The organism is Exiguobacterium sp. s129 (assembly GCF_018617585.1).
Lineage (GTDB): Bacteria > Bacillota > Bacilli > Exiguobacteriales > Exiguobacteriaceae > Exiguobacterium > Exiguobacterium aestuarii_A.
The window spans coordinates 1-23,112 of record NZ_JACSKL010000018.1 but is presented as its reverse complement, the minus strand read 5'-3'; the positions used below and the strand labels follow the sequence as shown (position 1 = coordinate 23,112).

At 41.6% G+C, this 23,112-nt stretch carries 28 protein-coding genes; 14 read left to right on the top strand and 14 right to left on the bottom strand.

What is annotated here, in order from left to right; all coding sequences use genetic code 11:
- Nucleotides 1-82 precede the first annotated feature (82 nt).
- Together KNO92_RS13745 and KNO92_RS13740 are read right to left on the bottom strand one after the other, a co-directional pair.
- The gene (locus KNO92_RS13745; RefSeq protein ID WP_214761769.1) at nucleotides 83-940 is read right to left on the bottom strand and encodes a hypothetical protein; all 858 of its coding nucleotides are present in this window, start codon (nucleotides 938-940) and stop codon (nucleotides 83-85) included.
- Nucleotides 941-981: 41 nt separating this feature from the next.
- Nucleotides 982-1,605, bottom strand: a complete 624-nt coding sequence (locus KNO92_RS13740; RefSeq protein ID WP_214761767.1) for a hypothetical protein — start codon at nucleotides 1,603-1,605, stop codon at nucleotides 982-984.
- A gap of 142 nt (nucleotides 1,606-1,747) precedes the next feature.
- Between KNO92_RS13740 and KNO92_RS13735 the strand changes: the two genes are divergently transcribed.
- The 5 genes from KNO92_RS13735 to KNO92_RS13715 all read left to right on the top strand — a co-directional run bounded on the left by KNO92_RS13735 (nucleotide 1,748) and on the right by KNO92_RS13715 (nucleotide 6,487).
- Nucleotides 1,748-2,596, top strand: coding sequence for a ParA family protein (locus KNO92_RS13735; protein WP_214761765.1), 849 nt, complete (start codon nucleotides 1,748-1,750; stop codon nucleotides 2,594-2,596).
- 5 nt (nucleotides 2,597-2,601) lie between these two features.
- Nucleotides 2,602-2,967: a DUF5388 domain-containing protein gene (locus tag KNO92_RS13730; RefSeq protein WP_214761763.1), complete on the top strand. Its 366-nt coding sequence runs from the start codon at nucleotides 2,602-2,604 to the stop codon at nucleotides 2,965-2,967.
- A 15-nt stretch (nucleotides 2,968-2,982) separates the two neighbouring features.
- Complete coding sequence (locus KNO92_RS13725; protein ID WP_214761761.1) at nucleotides 2,983-3,492, top strand: hypothetical protein; 510 nt, start codon at nucleotides 2,983-2,985, stop codon at nucleotides 3,490-3,492.
- An 844-nt stretch (nucleotides 3,493-4,336) separates the two neighbouring features.
- On the top strand, nucleotides 4,337-5,662 hold the full coding sequence (locus KNO92_RS13720; protein WP_214761759.1) for a primase C-terminal domain-containing protein: 1,326 nt from the start codon (nucleotides 4,337-4,339) through the stop codon (nucleotides 5,660-5,662).
- Between the two features lie 24 nt (nucleotides 5,663-5,686).
- Complete coding sequence (locus tag KNO92_RS13715) at nucleotides 5,687-6,487, top strand: hypothetical protein (protein ID WP_214761757.1); 801 nt, start codon at nucleotides 5,687-5,689, stop codon at nucleotides 6,485-6,487.
- Between the two features lie 68 nt (nucleotides 6,488-6,555).
- Here KNO92_RS13715 and KNO92_RS13710 read toward each other — a convergent pair whose 3' ends face one another.
- On the bottom strand, nucleotides 6,556-7,101 hold the full coding sequence (locus tag KNO92_RS13710; protein WP_214761755.1) for a recombinase family protein: 546 nt from the start codon (nucleotides 7,099-7,101) through the stop codon (nucleotides 6,556-6,558).
- Nucleotides 7,102-7,360: 259 nt separating this feature from the next.
- Between KNO92_RS13710 and KNO92_RS13705 the strand changes: the two genes are divergently transcribed.
- Nucleotides 7,361-8,191 carry an HNH endonuclease gene (locus KNO92_RS13705; RefSeq protein ID WP_251127130.1) on the top strand — a complete coding sequence of 277 codons (831 nt, stop codon included), beginning with the start codon at nucleotides 7,361-7,363 and terminating at the stop codon, nucleotides 8,189-8,191.
- Between the two features lie 117 nt (nucleotides 8,192-8,308).
- Here the strand turns inward: KNO92_RS13705 and KNO92_RS13700 are convergent, their stop codons facing one another.
- On the bottom strand, nucleotides 8,309-9,394 hold the full coding sequence (locus KNO92_RS13700; RefSeq protein WP_214761751.1) for a helix-turn-helix domain-containing protein: 1,086 nt from the start codon (nucleotides 9,392-9,394) through the stop codon (nucleotides 8,309-8,311).
- Nucleotides 9,395-9,617: 223 nt separating this feature from the next.
- Between KNO92_RS13700 and KNO92_RS13695 the strand changes: the two genes are divergently transcribed.
- The 4 genes from KNO92_RS13695 (at nucleotide 9,618) to KNO92_RS13680 (ending at nucleotide 13,429) form a co-directional block, all read left to right on the top strand.
- Nucleotides 9,618-10,280: a hypothetical protein gene (locus tag KNO92_RS13695; RefSeq protein ID WP_353047406.1), complete on the top strand. Its 663-nt coding sequence runs from the start codon at nucleotides 9,618-9,620 to the stop codon at nucleotides 10,278-10,280.
- A 198-nt stretch (nucleotides 10,281-10,478) separates the two neighbouring features.
- Nucleotides 10,479-10,934, top strand: a complete 456-nt coding sequence (locus KNO92_RS13690) for a very short patch repair endonuclease (RefSeq protein WP_214761749.1) — start codon at nucleotides 10,479-10,481, stop codon at nucleotides 10,932-10,934.
- Nucleotides 10,935-11,049: 115 nt separating this feature from the next.
- Nucleotides 11,050-12,393: a DNA cytosine methyltransferase gene (locus KNO92_RS13685; RefSeq protein ID WP_214761747.1), complete on the top strand. Its 1,344-nt coding sequence runs from the start codon at nucleotides 11,050-11,052 to the stop codon at nucleotides 12,391-12,393.
- A 7-nt stretch (nucleotides 12,394-12,400) separates the two neighbouring features.
- Nucleotides 12,401-13,429, top strand: a complete 1,029-nt coding sequence (locus KNO92_RS13680; RefSeq protein WP_214761745.1) for a hypothetical protein — start codon at nucleotides 12,401-12,403, stop codon at nucleotides 13,427-13,429.
- 459 nt (nucleotides 13,430-13,888) lie between these two features.
- Here the strand turns inward: KNO92_RS13680 and KNO92_RS13675 are convergent, their stop codons facing one another.
- Nucleotides 13,889-14,230 (bottom strand): YolD-like family protein, encoded by a 342-nt coding sequence (locus tag KNO92_RS13675; RefSeq protein ID WP_251127129.1) that lies wholly within the window; start codon nucleotides 14,228-14,230, stop codon nucleotides 13,889-13,891.
- Between the two features lie 370 nt (nucleotides 14,231-14,600).
- On the opposite strand from KNO92_RS13675, the gene KNO92_RS13670 reads away from it, so the two are divergent.
- A complete protein-coding gene (locus KNO92_RS13670) occupies nucleotides 14,601-15,056 on the top strand; it encodes a JAB domain-containing protein (RefSeq protein WP_214761743.1) in 456 nt (151 codons plus the stop codon).
- A gap of 217 nt (nucleotides 15,057-15,273) precedes the next feature.
- Here KNO92_RS13670 and KNO92_RS13665 read toward each other — a convergent pair whose 3' ends face one another.
- Nucleotides 15,274-15,675, bottom strand: coding sequence for a hypothetical protein (locus tag KNO92_RS13665; protein WP_251127128.1), 402 nt, complete (start codon nucleotides 15,673-15,675; stop codon nucleotides 15,274-15,276).
- 102 nt (nucleotides 15,676-15,777) lie between these two features.
- Here KNO92_RS13665 and KNO92_RS13660 point away from each other — a divergent pair, with 102 nt between their 5' ends.
- The 3 genes from KNO92_RS13660 to KNO92_RS13650 all read left to right on the top strand — a co-directional run bounded on the left by KNO92_RS13660 (nucleotide 15,778) and on the right by KNO92_RS13650 (nucleotide 16,980).
- On the top strand, nucleotides 15,778-15,990 hold the full coding sequence (locus KNO92_RS13660; protein WP_214761739.1) for a hypothetical protein: 213 nt from the start codon (nucleotides 15,778-15,780) through the stop codon (nucleotides 15,988-15,990).
- A gap of 272 nt (nucleotides 15,991-16,262) precedes the next feature.
- The gene (locus KNO92_RS13655; protein ID WP_214761737.1) at nucleotides 16,263-16,460 is read left to right on the top strand and encodes a hypothetical protein; all 198 of its coding nucleotides are present in this window, start codon (nucleotides 16,263-16,265) and stop codon (nucleotides 16,458-16,460) included.
- A gap of 136 nt (nucleotides 16,461-16,596) precedes the next feature.
- On the top strand, nucleotides 16,597-16,980 hold the full coding sequence (locus KNO92_RS13650) for a hypothetical protein (RefSeq protein WP_214761735.1): 384 nt from the start codon (nucleotides 16,597-16,599) through the stop codon (nucleotides 16,978-16,980).
- A gap of 228 nt (nucleotides 16,981-17,208) precedes the next feature.
- Here KNO92_RS13650 and KNO92_RS13645 read toward each other — a convergent pair whose 3' ends face one another.
- The 8 genes from KNO92_RS13645 to KNO92_RS13610 form a co-directional block, all read right to left on the bottom strand.
- Nucleotides 17,209-17,508, bottom strand: coding sequence for a hypothetical protein (locus KNO92_RS13645; protein WP_214761733.1), 300 nt, complete (start codon nucleotides 17,506-17,508; stop codon nucleotides 17,209-17,211).
- Nucleotides 17,509-17,941: 433 nt separating this feature from the next.
- On the bottom strand, nucleotides 17,942-18,850 hold the full coding sequence (locus KNO92_RS13640) for a hypothetical protein (protein ID WP_214761731.1): 909 nt from the start codon (nucleotides 18,848-18,850) through the stop codon (nucleotides 17,942-17,944).
- Nucleotides 18,851-18,987: 137 nt separating this feature from the next.
- Nucleotides 18,988-20,424, bottom strand: a complete 1,437-nt coding sequence (locus tag KNO92_RS13635) for an ImmA/IrrE family metallo-endopeptidase (RefSeq protein ID WP_214761729.1) — start codon at nucleotides 20,422-20,424, stop codon at nucleotides 18,988-18,990.
- Between the two features lie 4 nt (nucleotides 20,425-20,428).
- Entirely contained in the window at nucleotides 20,429-20,716 is a 288-nt protein-coding gene (locus KNO92_RS13630) for a DUF2624 domain-containing protein (RefSeq protein ID WP_214761727.1), read from the bottom strand.
- A 5-nt stretch (nucleotides 20,717-20,721) separates the two neighbouring features.
- Nucleotides 20,722-21,171, bottom strand: a complete 450-nt coding sequence (locus KNO92_RS13625) for a hypothetical protein (RefSeq protein WP_214761725.1) — start codon at nucleotides 21,169-21,171, stop codon at nucleotides 20,722-20,724.
- A gap of 9 nt (nucleotides 21,172-21,180) precedes the next feature.
- Nucleotides 21,181-22,335: a MobP2 family relaxase gene (mobP2, locus tag KNO92_RS13620; protein WP_214761723.1), complete on the bottom strand. Its 1,155-nt coding sequence runs from the start codon at nucleotides 22,333-22,335 to the stop codon at nucleotides 21,181-21,183.
- A complete protein-coding gene (locus tag KNO92_RS13615) occupies nucleotides 22,328-22,579 on the bottom strand; it encodes a hypothetical protein (protein ID WP_029596487.1) in 252 nt (83 codons plus the stop codon). The genes mobP2 and KNO92_RS13615 overlap by 8 nt, the downstream gene beginning before the upstream one ends.
- A gap of 192 nt (nucleotides 22,580-22,771) precedes the next feature.
- Nucleotides 22,772-23,112 (bottom strand): hypothetical protein (locus KNO92_RS13610; RefSeq protein ID WP_483297459.1); only part of this gene is annotated, 341 nt, incomplete at its 5' end.

The following is a 23,112-nucleotide window of genomic DNA, read 5'->3' as shown; positions in this document are numbered from 1 at the left end:
GTTATCACTGTTTTTCAATTAATAACTTTGTTTGCCTTACTATTTTTTCTTTATATGATAATTCTAAATATTATAGTTGGATTCAAAGATAGATAATGCCCTCAGCATGAATTTGAATATTTTCGACAGTGTATTTTGTCATAACATAAGCATAATCTATATTTTCTTGTGGCATATAACTATTTTCGTTCAATAAGTCTGAGCTTTCCTTCAGCTGTCCGGAAGTATCCGTCAAACTTTGCATAAACATCCTTAGATTTACTGTGTTTATCTCATTTCTATCTATATATCCGCTGCCAATAGTATTTTCAGTTAATAGAAAATATGATGTTTCTTCTATTTTTGGTATTCCAAGCTTATTTGCAAGGTCATCGAGATTATGAGTCTCCGATAAAAATTTGCGATGTTTGAGAAGCTGTTGTTGAATTCCTTTTTTTATATCTTTATCTTTGTTTTTTATTTCTAATGCAGTAATAGGTTCATTAAAAGATTTTATTTCAAAGATAGTCATATGGTGGGTATTCTTATCATAAATAATGTAATCAAGATCAGAACCATTTAAAGGCACTTGTTCAAAAGGTAAAAGATTTGGGAAGTTAGAACTTAAAAATTGATTTAAAGGATTTGTCACAATTGAGAGTTTTAACTCTGAATCGTGATTTGCCTCCTCATACTTTCTGACTAAAGAAGTTAATAGATTTCGTTGAACAGAATTATGCAACAAAAAATGAGGAATTAAAACACGACCTTCTCGAAGTGTGAAAATCGGAGCTAAAAATGGATTAGCTTTCTCTTGTTCGCTCTTACTCATCAATGTGAAAGTCAAGTCATCAATTATTTTCATAAAAGTATTTTTATCAAGACCTAACGCACTATAATTCCAATCATGTTCATTGAGAAGCAGGATTTCGATATTTTCATTTCTAATATTTTCAACCATTCTTATAGTAGCTTCGAAATAAAGATTCTTTAAAACTTTTTTCAAATCATCAACAGTATAGTCACTAATTTTATACTCACCAGGAATAGAAATAATAAGTCAACCCACTTATCCGCCATAAACCATGAGTGATCTTCTAGATTGCTTTTCGGTGCCATTTCTGTAAACTCTTGAAATTTTTCAGCAATTTCTTTATTAAACCTATCTAAAAAAATCCCATTGCTAGCCTCATAGTGAGCAATTGAAGCGTTTTTATATTTAAATGTAATTTTATTATCATCTGTATTTTCCCTGTCAATTTTATAAATTCCATTCCAAAAGGACGGGAAAATTTCAAACATCATTGCATGCGTATCACCTGGTAAAAATGTTTCACGAATTAAATTATTGTATTGATCTAAAGTTAAATCATAGATAGTTAATCCTCCTTCCAAAGGACATCTTAGGTGTATTTGCTTCAAAAGCCAATTTGTAACATAAAAAATTCTATTTGCAGTGATTTTTCTTCTTTTCTCATCTTTTGTGTCTTTATTATCTACAGAAGCTCGTTCAGCTTCAACTCCTACAAAACGAAGCGCCTCATCTCTATTAAAACTCCAAATTTCCATCTGAGAGCACGCATCATCGACAATCTTCTCAAATTTTATTACTAAATCTCGGTCCACTTTACACCATCCTCATTTTTTACTATTTATTCAATTATTATACTATGAAAACCAAGTCCTACATAGGTTTTTTCGTATACATGTATACAAATGTTGAAAGGTTTGATACATTGAAGTTACAAATAAAAAAGGAGGCACTAAAATGACCAATCAGCTTGATCTCTCACAGCAAGAGGCGATCGTTGTAACGTTCGGAAACTTTAAAGGTGGTACGGGAAAGACAACGAATAGCACGATGCTCGCTTACGCATTGGCCAAAAAGGGCTATCGTGTATTACTCTGTGACCAAGATCCGCAGGCGAATGCGACGACCTTGTTCCTGAAGACAAAGGCTGCACGAGAAGATGACTACATAACTTTCGAGAAAACATTGATGGCAGCAATGCAAGAAGGCGATTTAAGTAGCATCGTCACAGAAGTTACGGACAATCTGTTCCTACTACCTTCATTCAGTGATTTTGCGCAATACCCGAAGTTTCTTGAGAAAAAGTTTGAAAAAGAAGTTGACCGTGTGACGTACCTTTCTACTCTTCTCGAACCTTTAAAAAGCGAGTTCGATTTCATTTTTGTGGACGTCCCTCCCACTATCTCCATCTATACGGACTCAGCCCTCTATGCTTCTGATTTCGTCGTCGTCGTACTTCAGACACAGGAACGAAGCTTGCAGGGCGCTGAGGTATTCACACAGTACCTACAGACTTTGCTGGATGACTATGGTGCTGATTTTGACATTCTTGGAATCTTACCGGTTCTTCTCAAAAATGGTGCGGCAGTCGATATGGCAACGCTTGAAAATGCTAAGAATGTATTCGGTTCGCACAATCTTTTTGAAGGTGTAATCAAAAACATGGAGCGTTTAAAGCGATATGACATCACTGGGATTGTCGAGGAGGATATGCACGATAAACGTGTTATGGAGACATATGCAAAAGTCGCAGAAGAGTTCTTGCAACGTCTCGAGGCAGAAATGAATTATGTGGAACAGGGGTGAACGATATGTCAGATTTGATTCAAAAACCATCGAGAAAACGCTTGCTGGATCGTAAGGGGGCAGCGTCTCCTCAACAAACATATAAAGCCGAGGCTACTCAAGAACTTAATGACGATGTGAATGTTGTCGCTCAAAAAGAAACTTCGAGTAAAAGAGCAGCCAAGAAGAGAGTCACTACTGGTTCTAGCACGGTTCGAGTATCAAACGTAACTAAAAGTAAATTATCAGCGTTAGTAACAATGGGAAAAGCTGATTCAGCAGATGCTATCATTTCAACGATGATTGACGAGTATCTTGAATTACTCTCTTCAAATGAAAGGAAAGAATACGAGATGATTCGAGATGTTTTGATGATGAAAAAAAATAGATAGGATGAGGCTTTTTTCATGAAGAGAGTTATTCAAGAAAGCAAAGAAGTTATTAAAATGAGAGACTCTATTGAAAATGAATTTAAACAGAGCGTCTATGTTCTTTCGAAAATGGTAGATGAGTTAAATTCAGAGAACTATCAACTTTATTGTGAAAGCTTGTCTTTTAGTATCAACTCTCCAATGGAAGATGCAATTAGATATAAATATATAGTGCTGGTTGAACTTTTCAAAAAGTTCTCTCAAGCAATGAGTCACGAATATTTTATATATAAACAAGGAACGAAAAGTGCTGAAAAATATCATTTGATGAATATGTATATTCTAAAGGAGAAAGATATTGTTATTGAGCTTGAAAAAATAATAGACGAGCGAAACGATTTGGCTCATATCTATTATAATAATTTTATTGAGTTAACTGATTTAGATTTTGAGAAACGCGTAAAGCAGGCGAAATTTCTTTCTAAAGTTTTAAAAAAATATATTAAATTAACCAAGAAAGAAAACTCGAAGAAGATTGAATTATGAATACCAATTAAACACTTTCAATGATAATGAAACAATCATTGAAAGTGTTTTTTAATTGTTAAATTCATAACAATAGTAACGAAGTAAAAAGAGAATTGAGTATATAATATACATTTCTTTTTTCTCCATTGATTTTTAAACAAGTATACAAATCTACAAGTATACAAATCTATAATTATATAAATCTACAAGTATACATATATACATGCATACAAGCATACAAATATATAAATCTATAAGCATACATGTATACACAAGAAATGAATCCATCTAAAATGTGGCTTTAAACCAGCGTTTGTAGCGACCCATTAATTCTGAATTTATATACATATATACAAATATACACATACACAAATCTACACACATACAAATATACAAATACACAAATATACATGTACATGTGTATATTAATCTACATGTATACATTGCTTTTTATGAGAGCAAACTCGAAAAAAAGCTGTTGTTAAGCGATTTCTTTTATGAAAACATAGGGTTATGAAGTTCTTTCCAGTAGGGGAAATCGGCATAAAAAAATCTGATAACCTGGCCGTTATCAGATCCAAATCATCTGACCTGGAAGTCAGATTGTTTATTTCACAACGCCTTACCCAAGACCAGCCATCATGAATCGGTTTGTAGAAACCAAGATTTCTAAAAACATAATACGATGAACTGATCCTTTTTCATGCGTTGCTCAAAAGAAAAACGTGACGAATAAAGGCGTCTTTCTTATGCAATTATTTTAGCATTGTTCTTTCTTCTCGACAATGTTCATCGTATTTCAGAGAAATGGATACGAAACAATCTACGATGAGCCATAGAAAAGAAGAGAGGAGGATGTAGCATGGAAGTATTGAGAAATCTTTATCGAGACCAATTAACGGAAGCTCCTAAACGGGCCTCTCAGGTCGAGAAAACCGGATACAGTAAAGAGCTAGGATGGATCTTTGTCTGCCAGGAGTTCACAAAACCACGTGCCATCCGTACATACCGCTCACTCTTTGGAGCGAAGGAAAAGTATACATATTTCACACCGAACACTTTTTACCGCAACGACCAACGTCATGCGGGCTCTTTGCGTTGGTTAAACGCCATGGTGATTGATATCGATGTCAAGACGACGCAGAATGCGGGTATGATTTTCCCTGACGTCATGGACCGGGTGACGAGCGCAGGTCTGCCGACACCGTCTCTCGTCGTCAAGACGCCATCGGGTGGTTTTCATGTGTATTGGTACTTGAAGGAACCAAGACGCGCATTCCCAAAAGTAGTGGATCACTATAAACGCGTCCAGCGAATGATGGCTGAGGAGATGAACGCAGATCTTCAAGCTATAGGCGCTGAACGTTGGTTTCGATTACCGACAGAAGAGAACACAGTTTTTCGTTCGGGAGAACGTGTCTCTTTTGACGACCTTTGCGACTGGTTGACAGAGCAGCAAGAGAATCAGTCGAAGAAAGGTAATGTCGCTTTAGGATCGACGGATTTATTATCTCACCCAGCAATCCTCAAGCTATTAGAGGGCGTGGAAGAAGGCCAACGTGACAATACATGCTACACCCTTGCTCTCGCATACAAGGCTGCAGGATACGAAGAAAATCAAACCTTGTCTTCACTTTATAGTTGGAATGAAAAGAATAGTCCTTCACTTCGCCAAATCGAGGTCAAACGGAAAGTGAAGAGCGCATTCAAGCTAGGCTCTCCACTCGGTCCTTCATCGTATTGGATCGAGACATTGTCTGGTATCGAGTTCAAATATCAAGTCTGGGAAGGCGCAAAACCGCGCGAAGAACGTATATATAGTCATCTAGACGAATGGAAAGAAGACATCCTTGCAGTTTTACGCAAAAACGGAGGGTGTATTTGTGGTGCGCAACGGACGCTTGTTTCTTTAGTCACATCATCAGTAGACCCTTCCAAGCGCTTGTCATACGCCACATTTAAACGTCTTGTTGCCGTCATGGTGGAAGAAGGACTAATAACAAAGGAGGTAGAAGGAAGAGGGAGATGTGCCAAAACAACGATAATGTTGGTTAAGAAAGATAATGTAGTTCTTTTCCCTGTTTCAATCGAATTTAATGGGCTCAACTCCAACACATTTATAGATACGGTGGTGGGTGGGTCCTTTCCTTACTGCTACGGTATGAGAAATAACTGGCGTGGATCCTAGTCTTTCTTACTTTGGAGGTGTCTCTTGACGTTTTTTGATTTCTTGACCTTGTGGCCATTTGTTGTTTTACTGTTTTTTTGTTCTCTAATTTATTTTGATATTGTTATAGTTCCCAAGCGATTTAAAGATCAACAGTATGCGTTTAAACTAGGGTCAGATATATTGCTTTATGTTTCTGAACTTATCTTTTTCTTTCTTTTATTTTTATGGCTTACAAGAAGCGAGTGGTTTTTTATCTATAGTAGTAATGAACCTTCTCTTTTAAAAACATTTATAGACTTTTTTACGCTTTACCAAATTGGCATTTTAGTTTTATTAAGAATGCTTAATTCTCGTATAATTCAAGAATACTACCGTTGCTTAACTTTTCTTCAATCTATTAGGAATATGATTGAAGCTGATCAAAGTGTATTTTCTGCGTTGAATGAATTAAAGAATAAGCAAGGGGAAGTTATCCCTTTAAAAGTGAAAGAATATTATAGAGATGTATATTTTGTTGCTCTAAGCCATGAATTTTTGAAAACAGCGGAAATGTTTTCTCGTAATTCAAATCCTTTAGTTCTGGATGATATAAAGCATAAAATTATAAGCTCAAATAATAAAGCAATTTCTAATCTGAATGCAACTGAAATTTCAATTACTTCATTGGTAACAGATAAGCAGAATGAATGGGAAGTTAGTATGTTTATTAAAGTTATTAAAAAATGGGAGAACGTTCTGCAAAGACAAGACGTTGGCGATGAAGAATATTGGTTAGAGAGGGAAGGGATAATTGTATTTTTAGAAAATGAGATAAAAAAACTTCGTTCACTAATGAATAAATGAAGGAAGTTCAAAAGATGCGTTTACTAATTGATCTGATATAAATATTCTTAATAGAAAGTAATATGGAGTTATTGTTTGTTTTTGTATTTATAGAATGTTGATCTTGAGATATCTAAAGTCTTTGTAATGTCGTCTACGGTCATCTTGGCCTCATACATCATCATGGCTCTGACCATAATTTGTTCATCAATTGGTTTTCTACCACCGAGTCTTCCACGAGCCCGAGCAGCCTGAAGCCCTGCGTTCGTACGTTCACGAATCAATTCACGCTCCATCTCTGCTAATCCAGCCATCATGGTGAAGAATAGTCTGCCTGCAGCAGTTGAAGTATCTACACCTAATGTGATGATTTGAAGATTGATTCCCCGCTCCTTCAAATCATCAATCAATTCTAGAAGCTTTTTTGTGGTTCTCCCCAACCGATCTAGCTTCCAGACGACCAGGGTATCACCCTCTCGTAAATAATCTAAGCACTTTTCAAGTTCTGGTCTCTTTTTAACACTGGAGGCCTTCTCTTGAAAGATTTTAGTGCAACCAGCTTTCTTAAGTTGATCTAGCTGTGAGTCCAAGTTCTGGTCAAGGGTTGATACTCGAGCATATCCAATTCTCGTCATGAATAACCTCCGTTTATTTGTTTGTTTACCCATTAATTATAACAGAAAGCGAACATTGATAAAAAGATGAGTTAAAAGACAATGGGGGTAAAATGCAAAGGGCTATTTACGGCCCTTTGCATTTTAATGTGAATCAATTAGCGAACATGTCTTTTTAACGTTCCTTTTGCGTACGATTTTTATAAAATTTCAACTATTTAAACGCTTTATGATATCTTTTTTATTGATTAGTTAAACGTATCGAAAGGTGATGATTGTTTTGGGAAAGCTAATAGATGAGCATCTGGCCTTAAGCTCGGGTATCAGTTTAGCTGGCTTCGCTCTTATCCATTTTTATGACTGTTCGGAAACTGTCTTTGAAGGGTTTGAAGATGAAATTATTGATACGATAGTCAAACCCGATAAAATTTCAGCAGTACATGTTTATTTAAGTCACTTTCAAGATGTTTCAGAGGAGATTTATCAATTACGAGGTGCCGGTCAAACATTAGAGAATAGTTTTGACTTCATCGTTCGCACGTTAAAGGAGGTAAACTTACATCCCGGTTTGCCTACACCAGACTTTCATAGTTGTGAGGACGAATGGCACGAGGAATGCGATTGTAGCGAAAAATTCGACAAATGGGAGGCGTATGTACATCGAAATGCCGCTGAAATTGACAAAAGAATTATTCATTCTGCGTTTCAGGTGATTTTTTTAGACAAAAATTTCCTCCGCGATTTTCATTTGAAACTTTCCAAATTCATTAAATCAAATATTAGCGATATTCAAAAAAAACATCCTGACTTTGTAACTGCTAAAGGGCGGATTAAACGATATCGCTTTCCTAAATGGTTGACTAACGCTGTATTCTATCGAGATAAGGGAACTTGTACAATTTGTCGTTGTGACCTTTCTAATTTAATGAGGTCACAAAATACTGTTCACATCGACCATATCGTCCCTTTAGATGTTTTTGGAAGCAACGACTCCTCTAATTTTCAGTTACTGTGTGAATCTTGTAACACTTCTAAAGGAGCAAGGGCGACTACCACGAGTTCAATGAATGTCCCATTTTGGAATCTCCCAAAGTCTTATTTCGATATTTAGTAAGCGGAGAGAAATTAAAAGAGATCTTTCTCATTCAGAGAAAAATCTCTTTTAATTTAGGAGAGATCAAAAAACTGAACATTCTAATGTTTGTTAACAAGCGCGTAATGACAGTGATTACAGTTTTGACAGAAATGTCAGAACTCCATATTTGGGGTTGTAGGCTGAACTCTCAAACACATATTCAGACTCTGAAGAGTCTTTGATCCATATGTGGGATGATATTTTTTTACTGCGAATTCTTTTTTCGTTTCCGCCTTCATTGTTTAATTCGAATGCAAGGCTCTGGGACGGCAAAGGGTCATTTTTCAAAAAAGACACGTTGCTGCTGTGAACGTTTTCGATTACTCCGTTTTTAGAAGTGATCACGTTGAATCTTGCTTTATCAAATTCCACTAATCTGTTGCAAAACATCGTCACTGAAACATCATATTTATTGATTGCGAGATCTTCTAAATATTCAATATTGATTTCACCTGAAGGTAACCTAGAGAAATCTTCTTCTAGCATTTTTGACGGTGTGAGTAATGATTTTGCGAACATCATCGCTTCTTGAGACTCGATATCCTCGGAAGTCGTCGTGGAGGCGCCGTGTCTTCTGTGATAGTAAGTTTCTTTAGTGTGCCAAGGTAAAATGAAATGACCGACAAGTGTGGCGAGAGTGAGTTTTTGTCGTGCCTGGTTTCCGATACTTTTATCGATGATGATAGTTCCACTTCGCTTCGATAACATAGCCTCGGTTCCATCTCCCAAAGAAGCGTCGAAAATTTGAATGTTCAATAATGATGCGACTTCTTCGATACGGATTGGAAAAGCTTCCTTCAAGATGTTTTGAAAGAGATGGTCCGCATATTTTTTAGGGTTGGTTGAATTAAGGCTGATCATTGTATTTTGTCCTGTCAGCAAGCGTAAGAAATTCATAATATCATGTTTTTTTGTTCCATCCAAAGACTGGATGATTTTTGAGATGAGGCGTGACTCAGGGGCACTGATGTCTTCCTCGCTTTCATGACCCGATACCAGGTAATCCACGGAAACGTTTAACGCCGCGGAGAGCTTCACTAACGCTTCATAAGACGGATTTCTATTTCCTGATTCGTATTGGCTGATGGAGGGAGCCGTTAGGCCGGCCTTTTTCGCTAAAGCTGCTTGGTTCAGATTAAGTTCTTTTCTTCTATTAATAATCCTTTTATCTATAGACATATAAATAACACCTACTCTATTTAATTTTCGTTATGTAAAAAATAACATATGTGAACTTGGATTGACAAAATAAATAACAGGTGTTATCGTAAAGTTAAGAAATGTTATTACAGACGACGCAAAAAAAGCACGACGGCAATCGTGCTTCGATAACGCTGGAATATGTGTTCACTGGTAACAATAATAACATATGTCCAGCAATCATACTACAATAAATAAGGACGTGATTGCGCTGAATATTCGCTTGCAAGATGTGAGTGTCATTATTACCGGGACCTCACGATATAATAATAACGCTTTCGACACAGTACGTGTCGAAACTTTGTTGGTTACCGATGAACCAATCCCGGCAGAAGAAACCTGGTATGTTCCCAATGGTAACGCCGTACCACCAGAGGTGCTTGAATTCTTTAAAATCTCTAACGTTGAGATGAACCCTAAAAAAGCATCTACGATTTTAGAAGGAACCGAAGATATTCGGGATCAGGCCGAAGCCGAAAACTTACCTGGAGTTATGGAGGACGCCGCTCGTTTGATGCTTCGTGCGATTTTGAAGAAATCATCCTTAACACCTGTGGCGGGAGCCACAAACGCCTACTTACTGTCCTACGACTACAAGATTTATCCGATTGGTAATACTAACGAGTATGCCTTTTCAATCCGAGTTCCGTTTGACGGACTTCAAGTGGCATCGAACGGAGGAAAGGTTCAAGTGAACGTTCTTACTCCGATAGGAGCTCAAATCGACACGGCTATCACTAAAGGTGTGGACGAAAACGGACTGGAAATCACTGAGGTCGTAGCTCCCATCACCAACACGAATCGTCATCTGGTATCGTTCTATTACCAAATCGATCCCGAGTTCGTCGTTCATTACCGCTATTAATCTTAATCTATAAAGATAGCATTTCTAGTCCCCCGTGATCAGCGTCGGTCACCGGGGATGTTTTTTTACTTATCACTGGCATCGCCACAATTCTTTGAGCAAGAAAGCATGAACTACACGAATGACTCACTATTCAAATTAAGGGAATATTAGAGGACATCGAATGCTATGAGGTTATAGGCTTAGGAGGCGAGTAGAATGTCGGCTACCAATAAAGGTATCCAAAAAGTGCGAGGTAAAGATACTAAAATGGAACTGAAAGTTAGGAAAGCACTTTGGCATAGAGGATTACGGTACAGAAAAAACTACAAAAAGCTGCTAGGTACACCTGACATAGCGTTTCCGAATCAGAAATTGGTTATCTTTTTGGATTCTTGTTTTTGGCATGGATGCCCGCTTCATTATAGGGAGCCTAAGTCTAATCAGGAGTTTTGGAACGAAAAAATTAAAAGAAATCAAGAACGTGACGCGGAACAAACAGAGCACTATGTTTGCCAAGGCTGGACCATACTTCGATTTTGGGAGCATGAAATAGCATCAGACTTTGAGCGGGTAATAAATGATATTGTGACAACTTACGACCAATTAAATAAAAAACGTAACCGAGATGAAAATCGTCAGGAACTATTAGACGTGGATGATCTTTGTGATTAAGAGTTTCAATCATTAGTCCAACGTGTATGAGCTCCAGGAAATAATAATCAATTCATTACCCACATCACTGATATTTTAGTTAGAATATAGCTTGTAAAGAAATGAGGTGTTTACTATGACGGTTAAAACTGTCTCGGAAGTACAAAAAGAATCTAACTCAACAGTCACAACGAAAAATAGAAATGTATTATCTCTATTTTCTGGTTGTGGTGGAATGGATTTAGGGTTTGAGGGCGGATTCGAAGTTTTAAAAGAATCAATCAACTTAAATGTTAACAAGCATTGGAATATAAAAAAAGTAAACGAAAAGTGGGTCGAACTACCAGAAACCCGATTCAAAACGGTTTTCGCCAACGATATCAGACCTGATGCTCAACGAGCGTGGACCCGTTATTTTGGTAACAAAGGTATCGAGTCAGAAGTTTATCACCTCGAAAGTATCGTCGACGTCGTGAAGGCTTACCGCGAAACAAAAATCAATCCATTTCCGGAGGACATTGAGGTCGTGACCGGTGGCTTCCCTTGTCAGGATTTTTCTGTGGCGGGAAAACGTAAAGGGTTTGAATCTGACAAATCACATGATGGGAAATCGGTCGAGATTGATGAGGCTGACATCGATAAGCCGAACGTAGAGAATCGTGGCCAACTATACATGTGGATGCGCGAAGTTGTGGAAATTGTTAAGCCTAAGGTTTTTGTGGCTGAGAACGTTAAGGGTCTGGTCAATCTTGGCGACGTTAAAAAAATAATCGAGAATGATTTTTCTAACATTGGGGATGGTTATATCGTCGTTCCGGCCAAGGTGCTACACGCCGCCGAATTTGGGGTTCCACAATCTAGAGAGCGTGTGATTTTTTATGGTTTCGAGAAAGGTGCTTTGAAGAAAGAGGCAATTGAAGAGCTACAGAATGAAAATATTTCCGAAAAGTATGACCCATATCCGTTCAAGACTCATTGTTTGCCGACTAAAGTTCCGACAGAAAACCTTCTTCCACATGTTTCGGTCAGAAGCGCTTTAGAAGGTTTGGTTGAACCTGAGAAAAGTTCTGACTTGTCTCAACAAAAATATTCTAAAGCCAAATACATGGGAAAACATTGTCAAGGTCAGACTGAGGTTAATCTAGATGGAATCGGGCCGACCATTAGATCTGAACATCACGGGAACATTGAATTCCGTCGACTTGGCTTGGAAAAAGGAGGAAAACGTCTGGATGAGCTAGAACAAGGTCTTGAGGAAAGAAGGTTGACCGTTCGTGAGTGCGCTCGTATTCAGACATTCCCTGATGATTACGAATTTGTTTGGTCCAAAAAAGGAGAAGACCCAGGATTGTCTGCTTCTAGCGCATATAAGATCATAGGGAACGCGGTACCTCCTTTACTCGCATATCATATTGCGAAGAGGCTCGAGGATAATTGGAGTCTCTATTTCGAAACGGAGATGGAGAATTTTGACGAATGAGTTGGCGATGGAATTACAGTATGAACAATTTGGTCAATTAGTGACGGGCGCTTGTGAAATCATGAATGAGAAAGCGCAAGTGGATCCATCCTTCTACCGTTCTAACGAAGGTAGAAGGATGGAGGGACTTGTTTGTGAAGAGCTTGCGGAATTAGCGGTAGGTACAATTTTTGAAGGAACGGTTCGCTTGGTTCAATCGACTCGAAGTTTTCCTGATATTCTCATAGGAGATAGTTTCGGGGTTGAAGTGAAAACTTCTAGATCCGGGTGGAGAAGTCTAGGGAGCAGTATCATGGAGTCCACACGTATCCAGGGCGTCGATCATATTGCGATGTTCTTCGGGAAAATGGGACCTGGCGACGTGGAATTTAACGTTAGACCATATGAACATTGCTTGAGCGATATTGGTGTCACGCATTCTCCTCGCTACGATATCGACATGACTTTAGAGGAGGGGGATACCATATTTGAAAGAATGGAGATCTCCTACGATGATTTCAGGAATCATCCAGAACCGGTGGAGATACTGAAATCTTATTATCGTCCACTGTTATCTGAAGGGCAGACGCTTTGGTGGATGGGTAATGATGAGGTTGCGGCGCCCCCGGTCTTGACGATGTGGAATGCTTTAGAAAGTGATGATGAAGATTATTTCACGGCCATGGGATTTGCTCTGTTCCCTGAACTCATCGCTGGCGATAGCCGGACTAAGTACACACGCATGGTGTTTTGGTTAGTCACGAATCACGGAGTCATTAACCATGCGCTTAGAGACAAGTACTCTGGTGGAGGAAGAAAAGACTTCACAGTTAATGGAAGAGAGTACCAAGGCAGACCTAAAGTAATGTATGTCTTGAACAGTAAGAAAGAATTTGTAAGACAATTGATTCTCCAAGCCGACCCGGAAGAGTTGAGAGAGCATTGGGAAGAAGCGTACATACACGAAGGGGATGAAAGACTTCGTCAATGGATCAATCTTGTGGCGACACAAGGTGATGTCGAGATGTCCCTTCTATACGACATGTTCGAGGTCTAAAAAAGAATGCAAGGATTTGTACGAGAACCCGCCCATTATGGTCAGGTTCTCGTTTTATTAGACTTGAAATCGCAAAAATGATTTTTGAAATCAATAAGAATAACTTTTCACTTAAACAATCACTTCAAATGCGAGATAGATAACCCCATCTTACTGATTGGTCAGTTCAAAAGTCCGCTCCATATAGTTCGTCCATCGTGACGAATTATATCTTGAACTCGTGGTTTACCGCCTCAATATCGAGGTTTAAGGCTAAAAATGTCTTCTGACGCCAGCAAAATCTAAAAAATCAGGTGAAAACTTTGCAATAACCCCCGATTCCTGTCTTTAAACAATCAGTAAGGGGGAGACTTTGACATGGTGTTTTAGTGTCAACGCTCATTCTTATCCTTGAAAAACTGAAAAGTCGAGGAACGACACGAAGTTTCGTGACGCAGACTTCGAACAACCGTTAGGGCGTTAGTCAATTGACCGCTCTACATGAACGATTGTCTCGAATGGAACATGGATAATCCCGTCTCGCTCGTTGGCTAGCTCGACGGTCCGCTCCATATAGTTCGTCCGGTGTACAAATCCCTTAAACCGCTTCATCTCCTGTTTCTCCACATACTTCACCTCAACCATATCCCCACTAAAGATTGCATCGTTCAACACATTTTCATATATCGAGAGCACTTGTTCATCGATTTCGGGCATCTCAATTTTTTGAATTTCTTTATAGTATTTCGTGAGCAGCGCACGATGCTCTGGCATCAAAAATGGGATCCATTTCAGTTCACCTCGATCACGATACATCGTCATCATAATTCCCCTCCCATATAAACGAACGTTTGTTCTTATTTTATACCCGGTTTATCTCCTTTGAACAGCCTTTTAAAAGATTTGTGTTCCGTGCGTCCTGTTTCCGTACTCTAGCTCGCTGGTCGTCGGTGCAAGGGACGTCAAAAAAATGACGCGCCCTCCGGCCCGTCTTCCTTCGCTTCAGGCTCAAAGCAAGGCTTTTCGCTCGTTGGCTACGGAAGCCTGTCCCTCCGTTTGCTCTACGCATTTTTTTGAGGCTCTCCCTGCGGTCGCCCTTGCACCGTCTCCCGACGCTCGCTTCGTTCCCGTCAACAGGACGCACAACGGTGTTCGTTCTGAGGTCAGCTTATCCGAAAGGGGACAAACCATCATGGAACTATCGTCAATCATCGAGGTCATCCGTATCAAGCAAGAGGTTCGAGAGGAAATGGTCGCCCTCGAGCACGCCGTCATCCAATCACCTGACAATGCTCGGCAAATCGGGGCATCGTTCATCGGGGACGATGACCGTGAAGTGTTCCTCGTCATCATGCTCAACACGAAGAATCGGGTCATCGGCGTCCATCGGGCGCACGTTGGGAGCGTCAATTCGAGTGTCGTCCACCCGCGGGAAATCTTCAAATGCGCCATCTTGAACAATGCTTCGTGCATCATCGCCTGTCACCAACATCCGAGCGGGGACCCGACCCCGAGCCGGGAGGACATCCTCGTCTCTGAACGCTTACATGAGGCGGGCGACCTCATCGGCATCCCGGTGCTCGACCATCTCATCCTCGGTGCGGACGAGTCATATGTCAGCATGAAACAGCGAGGCTACATGGGTTGAACGGAATGGGGCGGGGCCGGGGGACCGGTCCTGGTCCGTCCGGTAAGGGCAAGGAGGAAAAACATACGTTTTTCTTTTATGAGATTGGCGACTCGCGTTGCTCTCGCCTGGATCCAGAATTCGGATCCGGGAAAAGGAATATTTTCGCATGGCGAAAACAGGGGAGGCGGACGTTGATGCGCCCACGCGTCTCGGTCGGCTTTTGACGTTCCCCCTTCTAGCGGAGCACGGTCATGGGCACATCGATCCGTCCCGAATGAATGCAGCGGTAGATGGTGGAGAAGGTAATCTTTCCTGCGCAGAGGCGACCGACGATCTGTTCCGGAGACCAGGTCGCACGCAACTTCCCGACGATTGTCCGGCGCATCGTGTCATCGAGCTTGGCGCGCAGTTGGTCTTCGCCTTCTCGTAGCGTCTCTGGGCATGTCCCGATTCGTAGCCGGGGTTCCGTCTGATCTCCCGCGAGACGGTCGAGGAATGTCGCCCGATCCGTCTCGCAATGGACCGGCTGGACATCCCGAGCTCCAGATAGGTCTCTATTTTCACGCGTTCCGTTGTGGTAAGATGGATGTAGCTCATGAGATTTCCTCCGTCTGAATGTGTGTTGTGGTGACTTCATTCTACACGAGGATGCCGCTGTGGGCTTTTTTGTGTTCACTTTTGGTTGTTGCACTTAATTTTGTAATTCATCATAAACAAAAAATAATAAGGAGGAGGATTTATGAATTTTACATTGGTGGAATTGAGAGAGGCTAAACGGCAAATTGATTCGATTATTCATAAATTAAACGAGACCGTAAAGACTTTGGAATCGAAAGATTCTCCTGAACGATACAAATCTCAACTAACACTCGCCAAACGGCGAATTAAAGCATTAACAATTTCCGTTGAATTGATAAAAAATGAACTTAAACGAAATGATATTCAAAATTGACAGGTTGTAAGGAATGTTTTCGCATGACGAAAACAAATGGTTTGGTGAGAAGTCAAAGACATAAAGAAATCACGTTGCTTTGTCTTTTCATGAATGTGTATTTGTGATGAATTGATGAAAAAATGGGTGCTTGTTTGGTGAAAATGGTCGTTATTCCTACGTAAGCCCTGGGCTTGTTTCAAACAAGCCCAGGGCTTATATGAAACAAGCCGAGATGTCGAGTGGTCCGATTCAAGGTATCGTTGAGCTATCAACAGGAGAGGATGATTCAAGTGAATCACACATTGGACCAACAAACGATTGAAGAGATGAAAGAGGTATTGCTTAAAAGACTTCCTGAACGGATGGACATTGATCCTGAGGCATTCGAGCTGGTGAGCATGGATATCCTTTGTGAGGTGAAAGAAGGAGAACGATTGAAACAGATGACGGTTTTCTTCAATACGAATATGATTCAAGTACATAACTGATTGTTCCGAAACGTATACACGTATACTTGTGGATTTGTATACATATATACGTTTTTATCTAGTTAGTCTTTGGCCGAGGCGTGAATCACATAAGTATCTGGAATCGGTCTATAAAAACTGAAAGGGATGAGGCGTGATGGACGAGCGGCTACTCGATGACTATACGTTCGATGGATTGAATCCGTTCGTCCGGACCGTGTTCTCTGAATTGATGACTCGTCCCGAGTGGATGCGTGTCGTCGATAGGGAATATTGCGTCGAGAAGGTCGTCCGGTTCGATGAAGGACGGAACTCGCCTTACTTCCGCGTGGTGATCTATCTGGATTCTGAAGAGCGTCCAATCAAGTGCGTATATCTATATGGGACATGGGTGGTGGCGGATGGGGACGTCAGTTTCGTCGTCTCAGAGCTATCGAAAGATATATTCGAGTATGAGGTGATGCATGTCCATTGGCTCATCAAGTATCGGTTCGAGGATTGGGGAGTCTCTGAGGACGGGGCATGGGAGAAGGAATGGTGATTGGGGCTCATGCGTGAGCGTCTAGCGCCTCTTGGCGAAGTCGCTCATCGCACCGCTGCCCCCCTGACGGCCCGATAACAAGAGCTGCTGGCTTACAAGCCGCATCTCTATGTTCCTGGCCCTTTCTGACGGGAGGCACGGAGCGTAAGGATAACGTCAAAAGTAAGATCCTGGGCGCGCCTAACGCCATGCGAGGAACATCATTCGGCCGAATGGTGTTCCTTGACATTATTTTTTGACTTCTAGATTCTTAATTTCTTTAAGTAACAGGGTATGTTCATTTAATTTGTCAGTCTCAAATTTTATTAGCTGATATTCAGGGTAAACTGTGCTTCTCTTTAAATCTACTTTGGCGACAATCGCTCTTGCACCTTGAACATTCAAAACCACGTAAGATTGATTGGTAGAGTTATCTTTCATCACGATATAAGTTGATTCGCTTTCTGCGATAGAATATCCGATATCAAAAACAGTGAATAAAATGAAAGCGACAAAGCATATTGCCAACAAAGACTCATATTTTTTCAATAATAAATATATCATCAGTGAAATGATTGCCAATAGAAAATAATGTGGATTATAACCCGATTGCATTCCTAAAAATGAAAAAATGACGGTAGCTAGAATTAGGATTAATTGCACGAAGTGATCATAAACTTTTACCTTGTCATATAGGGAGTTTTTTATGTTTTTTAGCTTTTGATTCTTTTTAATGAAACCTAGGTATATGGTAGATAATATTATAAGAATCATAATGAACACTAAAGATCCTGTAAGAGTGTTTGAGTTAATTTCAATAAAAGATTTAGGGATAGAATAGTAGTGGAATTTTCCCCATTGAAATAGGTACGTGCATAAATAACCTAACGCAGTAAGTGCGAATATGAATAACGCTTCATGATTTTTTACTTTATTTAAAATAAGTGTTCACTCCTATTAACTACTATTTTTGATGATGAATTCAGTAAGAATTATTAGCACTATTGATACTTTCAGTAATGAGTTGCTTCAGTATCCCATTTTGTGTGACTACTAATTTTCTACATTCTATACACTGACTCTGTTTTATTAATCCTGTATGACCAGAAGGATTTCTATACAGCTTGGTGATAGCTTCTATTTTGTTATTCAATTCTTTAAAATCTGTAACGTCTAAAATATTTAGGAATGATTTATAATCTGATTCAATTTCCAATCTTGATGAATTATCTATTATTCTTCTTAAAATATATGTATGTTCTCCTAAAGTGAGATTACTATTTGGACGTGATAATATAACAGCCAATTTTGATGCATAGTCCTCTTTTTTGAGACGCTTGTTTTGAGACTTATAGTATCTTTTGAATGGCTCTGTGAACTTCTCATTTAATTCATTTTCAACAGCTTTACAATAACTCAGTGTTGGAGAAGCGTAATCTAGCTGATCATCAAACATATGTAAAAAATCACTCAACACTTCAGCAGTAATAATAAATTTTTTACTCTTTTCCTCAAGTTTGCTCCAAACCATTGTACTTAAATCTTCCTCCATATATGCATCCACTATCGAAGATAGTCTTTCGTAAACAGATGAATTTTCAACTGTAGACACAGCCATTTCTGTATATACATCAAAATGGTGCTCTTCGAATTCATTTATATGTTTTTCTCGTTTCTCACTTTGAGATTGAGTAGGCTCTCCAGCTCCAAATAAAAATTTTAGGAATTGAAGAGGAGTTTTCTTTGAAAATAGGGATATACCCTTGTTGTAGTCACCTCCCTCCAATCCAAAAATCAACTGTGATGAGGATTTAATTTTAAAAACTAAGGGTTCAACATCATTTCGAAAAGCTTTTAATTCGTCTTCACTCAATTGATTCATTAAATTCATTACAGTTCCTCGATTCATTATTATGTAAAAAAGTGTTATTTATATTCAATGATGAAGTTGATTAATCTAATTTTAACAAATTATAAAGCTGATAAGTAATTAGCATAGGACTTTGAATAGTCCTATGCCAATAAAAACTAGATTAGTCGTTCTATATTTAACAGTGCGGTTCTTGATAAAAGATTTTTTTCTTCTTCAAGCAACACATTATGCCAACTAGATTCAAGATTTTTGAGAAGTGGCTCTTCAACCTTATTGTTCTTTTCTAAATCATGTAATGGATGCACGGTTCTTTCGGGATCAAAGTGACCGCTAATCAATGGCTGATCTGGTAATGCAATCGTGTAAACGACAAGTGCGTCGTCAGTGAAGTCATGATTGTTAGCCAAACCGAATGGCTGGAATCCGAATCCCTTACCATGGATATACATGAGCGGCTCATCGACGCAATTCACCTTTAGGTTCGTCTCGAGAGCCGCTTTTGCGTTTAGATAGGATTCCACTTCTTCAGGAAACACACGCTGTACGGCGTGAACCCGTTCGTAGAGTGTCAGGTCGGTGTCTTTCCATCCCATACGCCGATCTAGCTGCTCGATATATTCGAGTGGGGTCTGTTCCTTTTCTGGCTCCAACGTGCGCACCTTTTCTAAGTGTAACTCGATATGATTAAGAAAGGTTGAGGATGTCTGATGGACCTCCTGCAACAATTGTTCCTTGTCGATTAGCTCTTTGTTTTTCGTCCAACCGGCCAGATAAGAGAGCGAGAAGTCGTCCGTCGGGAAACCGAGCTGATGCGAGACGACATAGGCGACCATCTCGGCTTGGAACTCCTTCTCGGGTGCCGTGAGTGGTTGATCTTGTTCGAGGTTCCGGTCCTGGTTGTGCAGCTCCGCATGGGCGAGCTCGTGGATCAGGACGCTGATGTCCTCGATCGATGAGTTCCGCGGGTTCAAGGCGATCGCATGCAACTCCGGATAGTAACAGCCTTTCGCAGTCCCGATTTCGTCGAGCGGTTCCTCCAACAGCGTCACATTCCGGGCATACGCGAGCGTCGTCAAGGCGTCACGGATGTCTTGTTCGTTCTCGATCCCGCCGTCCCGGTGATACCGTTTGAAGATGTCGGAGACCTCGATTCCTTTCTCACGCGCATCTGTCTGCGTGTATTCGAACACGTGACCAATTTTGAAGTACATCATCTTACGTGACGGGATACGTCCTTGCTTCACGCCGTCTTTGATTGGCTTCGGTGCCTTGCTGAGCGGTATCCATTCGTCTTTGTGCAGGGCATACGTCACGGGGTTCGGGACGAACACCTTGATGCCACGCTCGCCTTTTTGCACCTGTGCGCCTTGCTTCTCCCAGAACGGATAAGAGCCGACCGCGACCGCGCCGGGGAATTGGGACTCAATCAAGACCGCGTTTCTCATCGAGTATTGATGGAACTTGCCGAGGAACTGTAGATGCTCACGGATCTTCTCTGGGCTTTCAAAATAGCTGTCGATTTGTTGTCCCATCTGTTCGGTCAAGGCCTCGAGTTCGGCCTTCCGTTCTTCGTTCGTCTTCATCTTGGCCATCTTGTCAGACTCCTTCCTTCAACAAGTCGGTGACAGATTCATCACTATCCGCAAAATCGTTCAGTTCACGTTCAAGTTGTGGCGACGTTTCCGGGATGTCGAGTAACAGCCGTGTCCGCTCAAAATTGACGGGAAGCAAGATAATCTCGTCTTGCGCGATGGCGGTCAAAAGTTGATGCTCGGAAACGGACAATGGGATGTCGTACCGTTTTCCATAGATGAGGACCGTGACGGTATCAAGTTGAAGCGTCAACAGTTGTCCCATCGTGAAGGGACGGTCAAGTGGTCGCATAAGGTTCATCCTCTCTCAAAAGTTAATGTGTCCTTCTTCTGTTTTTGATGCTCGATGCGTCCCTGGACGACACGTTCCGCCGTCGCGAGGAACGTCGGCTTGAATTGGTCAGTCGTCATAATGTCCTCGATGCTCTCGGTCTGCATCAGCGCCTGCAGGAGCTCTGTTAGGATCTGCCCGTGGCGGTCGGAACGGTTCGCGGCGAGGCGGATCCGCTCGAGTTCCATCGACACCTGCTCGTTCATCAACTCCTCGATATGATGAGAGACCTGTGCGCTGATCGAGCGGGTAAGGAACTGCATGTCCCACTTTTCATCTGCAAGTTTTCTATGCTCCTCTGCGATATGGTCGATGACCTGACCGAGGTGGCCGAAGCGTTTGTCATCGGCGAACTCCTCCAAATATGTGACCGTCTCCGGCTTCAACCGGAGACGGATCTGTCTCAACTCTTCCATCGTCCTCCCTCACTTTCCATATTCGATGTCCCGTTCCAGCTGTTCGAAAGCGCGTTGGTTCTTCAAGTGTTCGTACTCGTCGTTCATGTGCCGCTCGATCCGGTAGAGTGATTCGTTGAAGATCTTTTGTTGATTGAATGCGCGTCGGACCGGATGTTTAGGGGCTTCATTTTTTTCAAGTGTCTTTTGTTCTTTTGACAAGTCTCGCATCTCTGAAAGGATGGCGTTTCCCATCCGGGTGTAGAGGTCCTGTCGCTTCGTCGTCCGGTAGCGCTCGGCCTTCTCCGTGTCGCCGTAGCTGCGACGATGGAACGACACTTCCTGTTCGAGGCGTTCATTGAAGGCTTGAAACTCTGATTTGAAGTGAATGTCGATATAGCGGTCGGTCAGACGGTCGAGTGATTTTCGGAGCGGTTCCATCCCGTTCATGTTGTAGCGCCACTGTCGTTTGTCTTCCGGCAACCGGTCATAGATCTCCTTGAATTGCCGGACAAGGTCGGGATGCAGGACAAGGTTCGGTAGCGTTGGAATCTTCCGGTTCCGTTTATGGGCGACTAACTCGTCGCGGATGAAGGCGTTCAGTTTCTCCTGTTCTTTCGTCCGGTCGGCGAGGGAATGGATGACTTTCGACTTCATCAGCTCGATTGATTTTGGTTTTCGTTTGCCTCGCTCGCGTATGTGGCTTGTCTCGACGATGGCGACATGCACGTGGATATTGTCGGTGTTGTAATGCACGGCACCGGTCCAGTAGGCGTGGACCATCTTCTCTTTTTGAAGCATTGAATCGATTGCGTTCCGTGTCGCCTGGATCAACCGTTTCTCGTCGACGAGGTCGTCGTGTAGCACGCCGGTCTTGCGTAGCCAGGCATTATCGAACGAGATGACGTCCTGCCAAAGGATGCTCCCGTTCTCTTGCGCGTTCTTGAAGATGTCGCGGACGGCGCGACGCTTTTGGTCGTCCAACCGGTCGTCCTCACGTGTGAACAGACCGCTTGATTTCGTCTCGTCTTCCATATAATCATGGTATGTCTCGAACTGTTCGCGGCTGTCCTTCGCGTCCGGGCGGTTGATATAGTCGAGGTAAGTCGTGTAGCGACGCGACTTCTTTTTCGTGCCCGGTACCTTGAACTTCGACTTGATGACGACGCCTGGCGTCTCACGCATCCTGCATCACCTCATTCAACAAGCGGGTCACTTCGGCGAGCTCGTCCGCGCTCCGTTTCAGGTGAAGCGTGTTCGCCTCGAGTTGTCGTTCGAGGCGCTCGACCTGCGTCGATTGGATGCCGTTCGCGCACCAGGAGGCGAGCAGTTCTTTCAAATATTGTTGCCGGGAGCGGTTGTGTTCCTTCGCCCATTCATCGATCTGTTTCACGATGACGGGGTCGATGTCGCGGAGTAACAGGTCCATCTGCCTGACCACCTTTCTAGAGGGTGTATATTGCCGAGGTTCTAAAAGTTCGTTCAAAGAGCATAAGGGGAAACTGCTATCACTTATCGTGATAGCCCAGGCAGAGCCTGGGGTTTCCGTGATATCACCAAAAGTCCGAAAACGGCACGAAATGTGCCAGTAAAACCAGCAATTTGGCACAAAATGTGCCACTTAAATCGACAGTTCCCGGAGCCGGACGCGCAATTTTTCGTGCTTTTCTTCGAGCGCTTCGACCGACTGTTCGAGCTTCTCGAGTTCGAGTGTGAGCTCGTCACGTTTCCGACTAAGGTCGAAGATTTCGTTCTCCTGTTCGACCTGTTCGTCGAGCGAGAGGTAGGGGAGTTCTCCTTCGAGCTCCTCTTTGTCACGGTCGAGTCGCTTGATTTTTTGCCGCTGCGCTTCGACCGATTGTTGCGCTTTTTCTAATTGTTGCTCTGTCTCCGCGAGCTCGTCCTCGACGAAGAGTCTTGTGAAGGTTGTCTCGTCAGATGAGGTGTAGTTCGCCTGTTTGA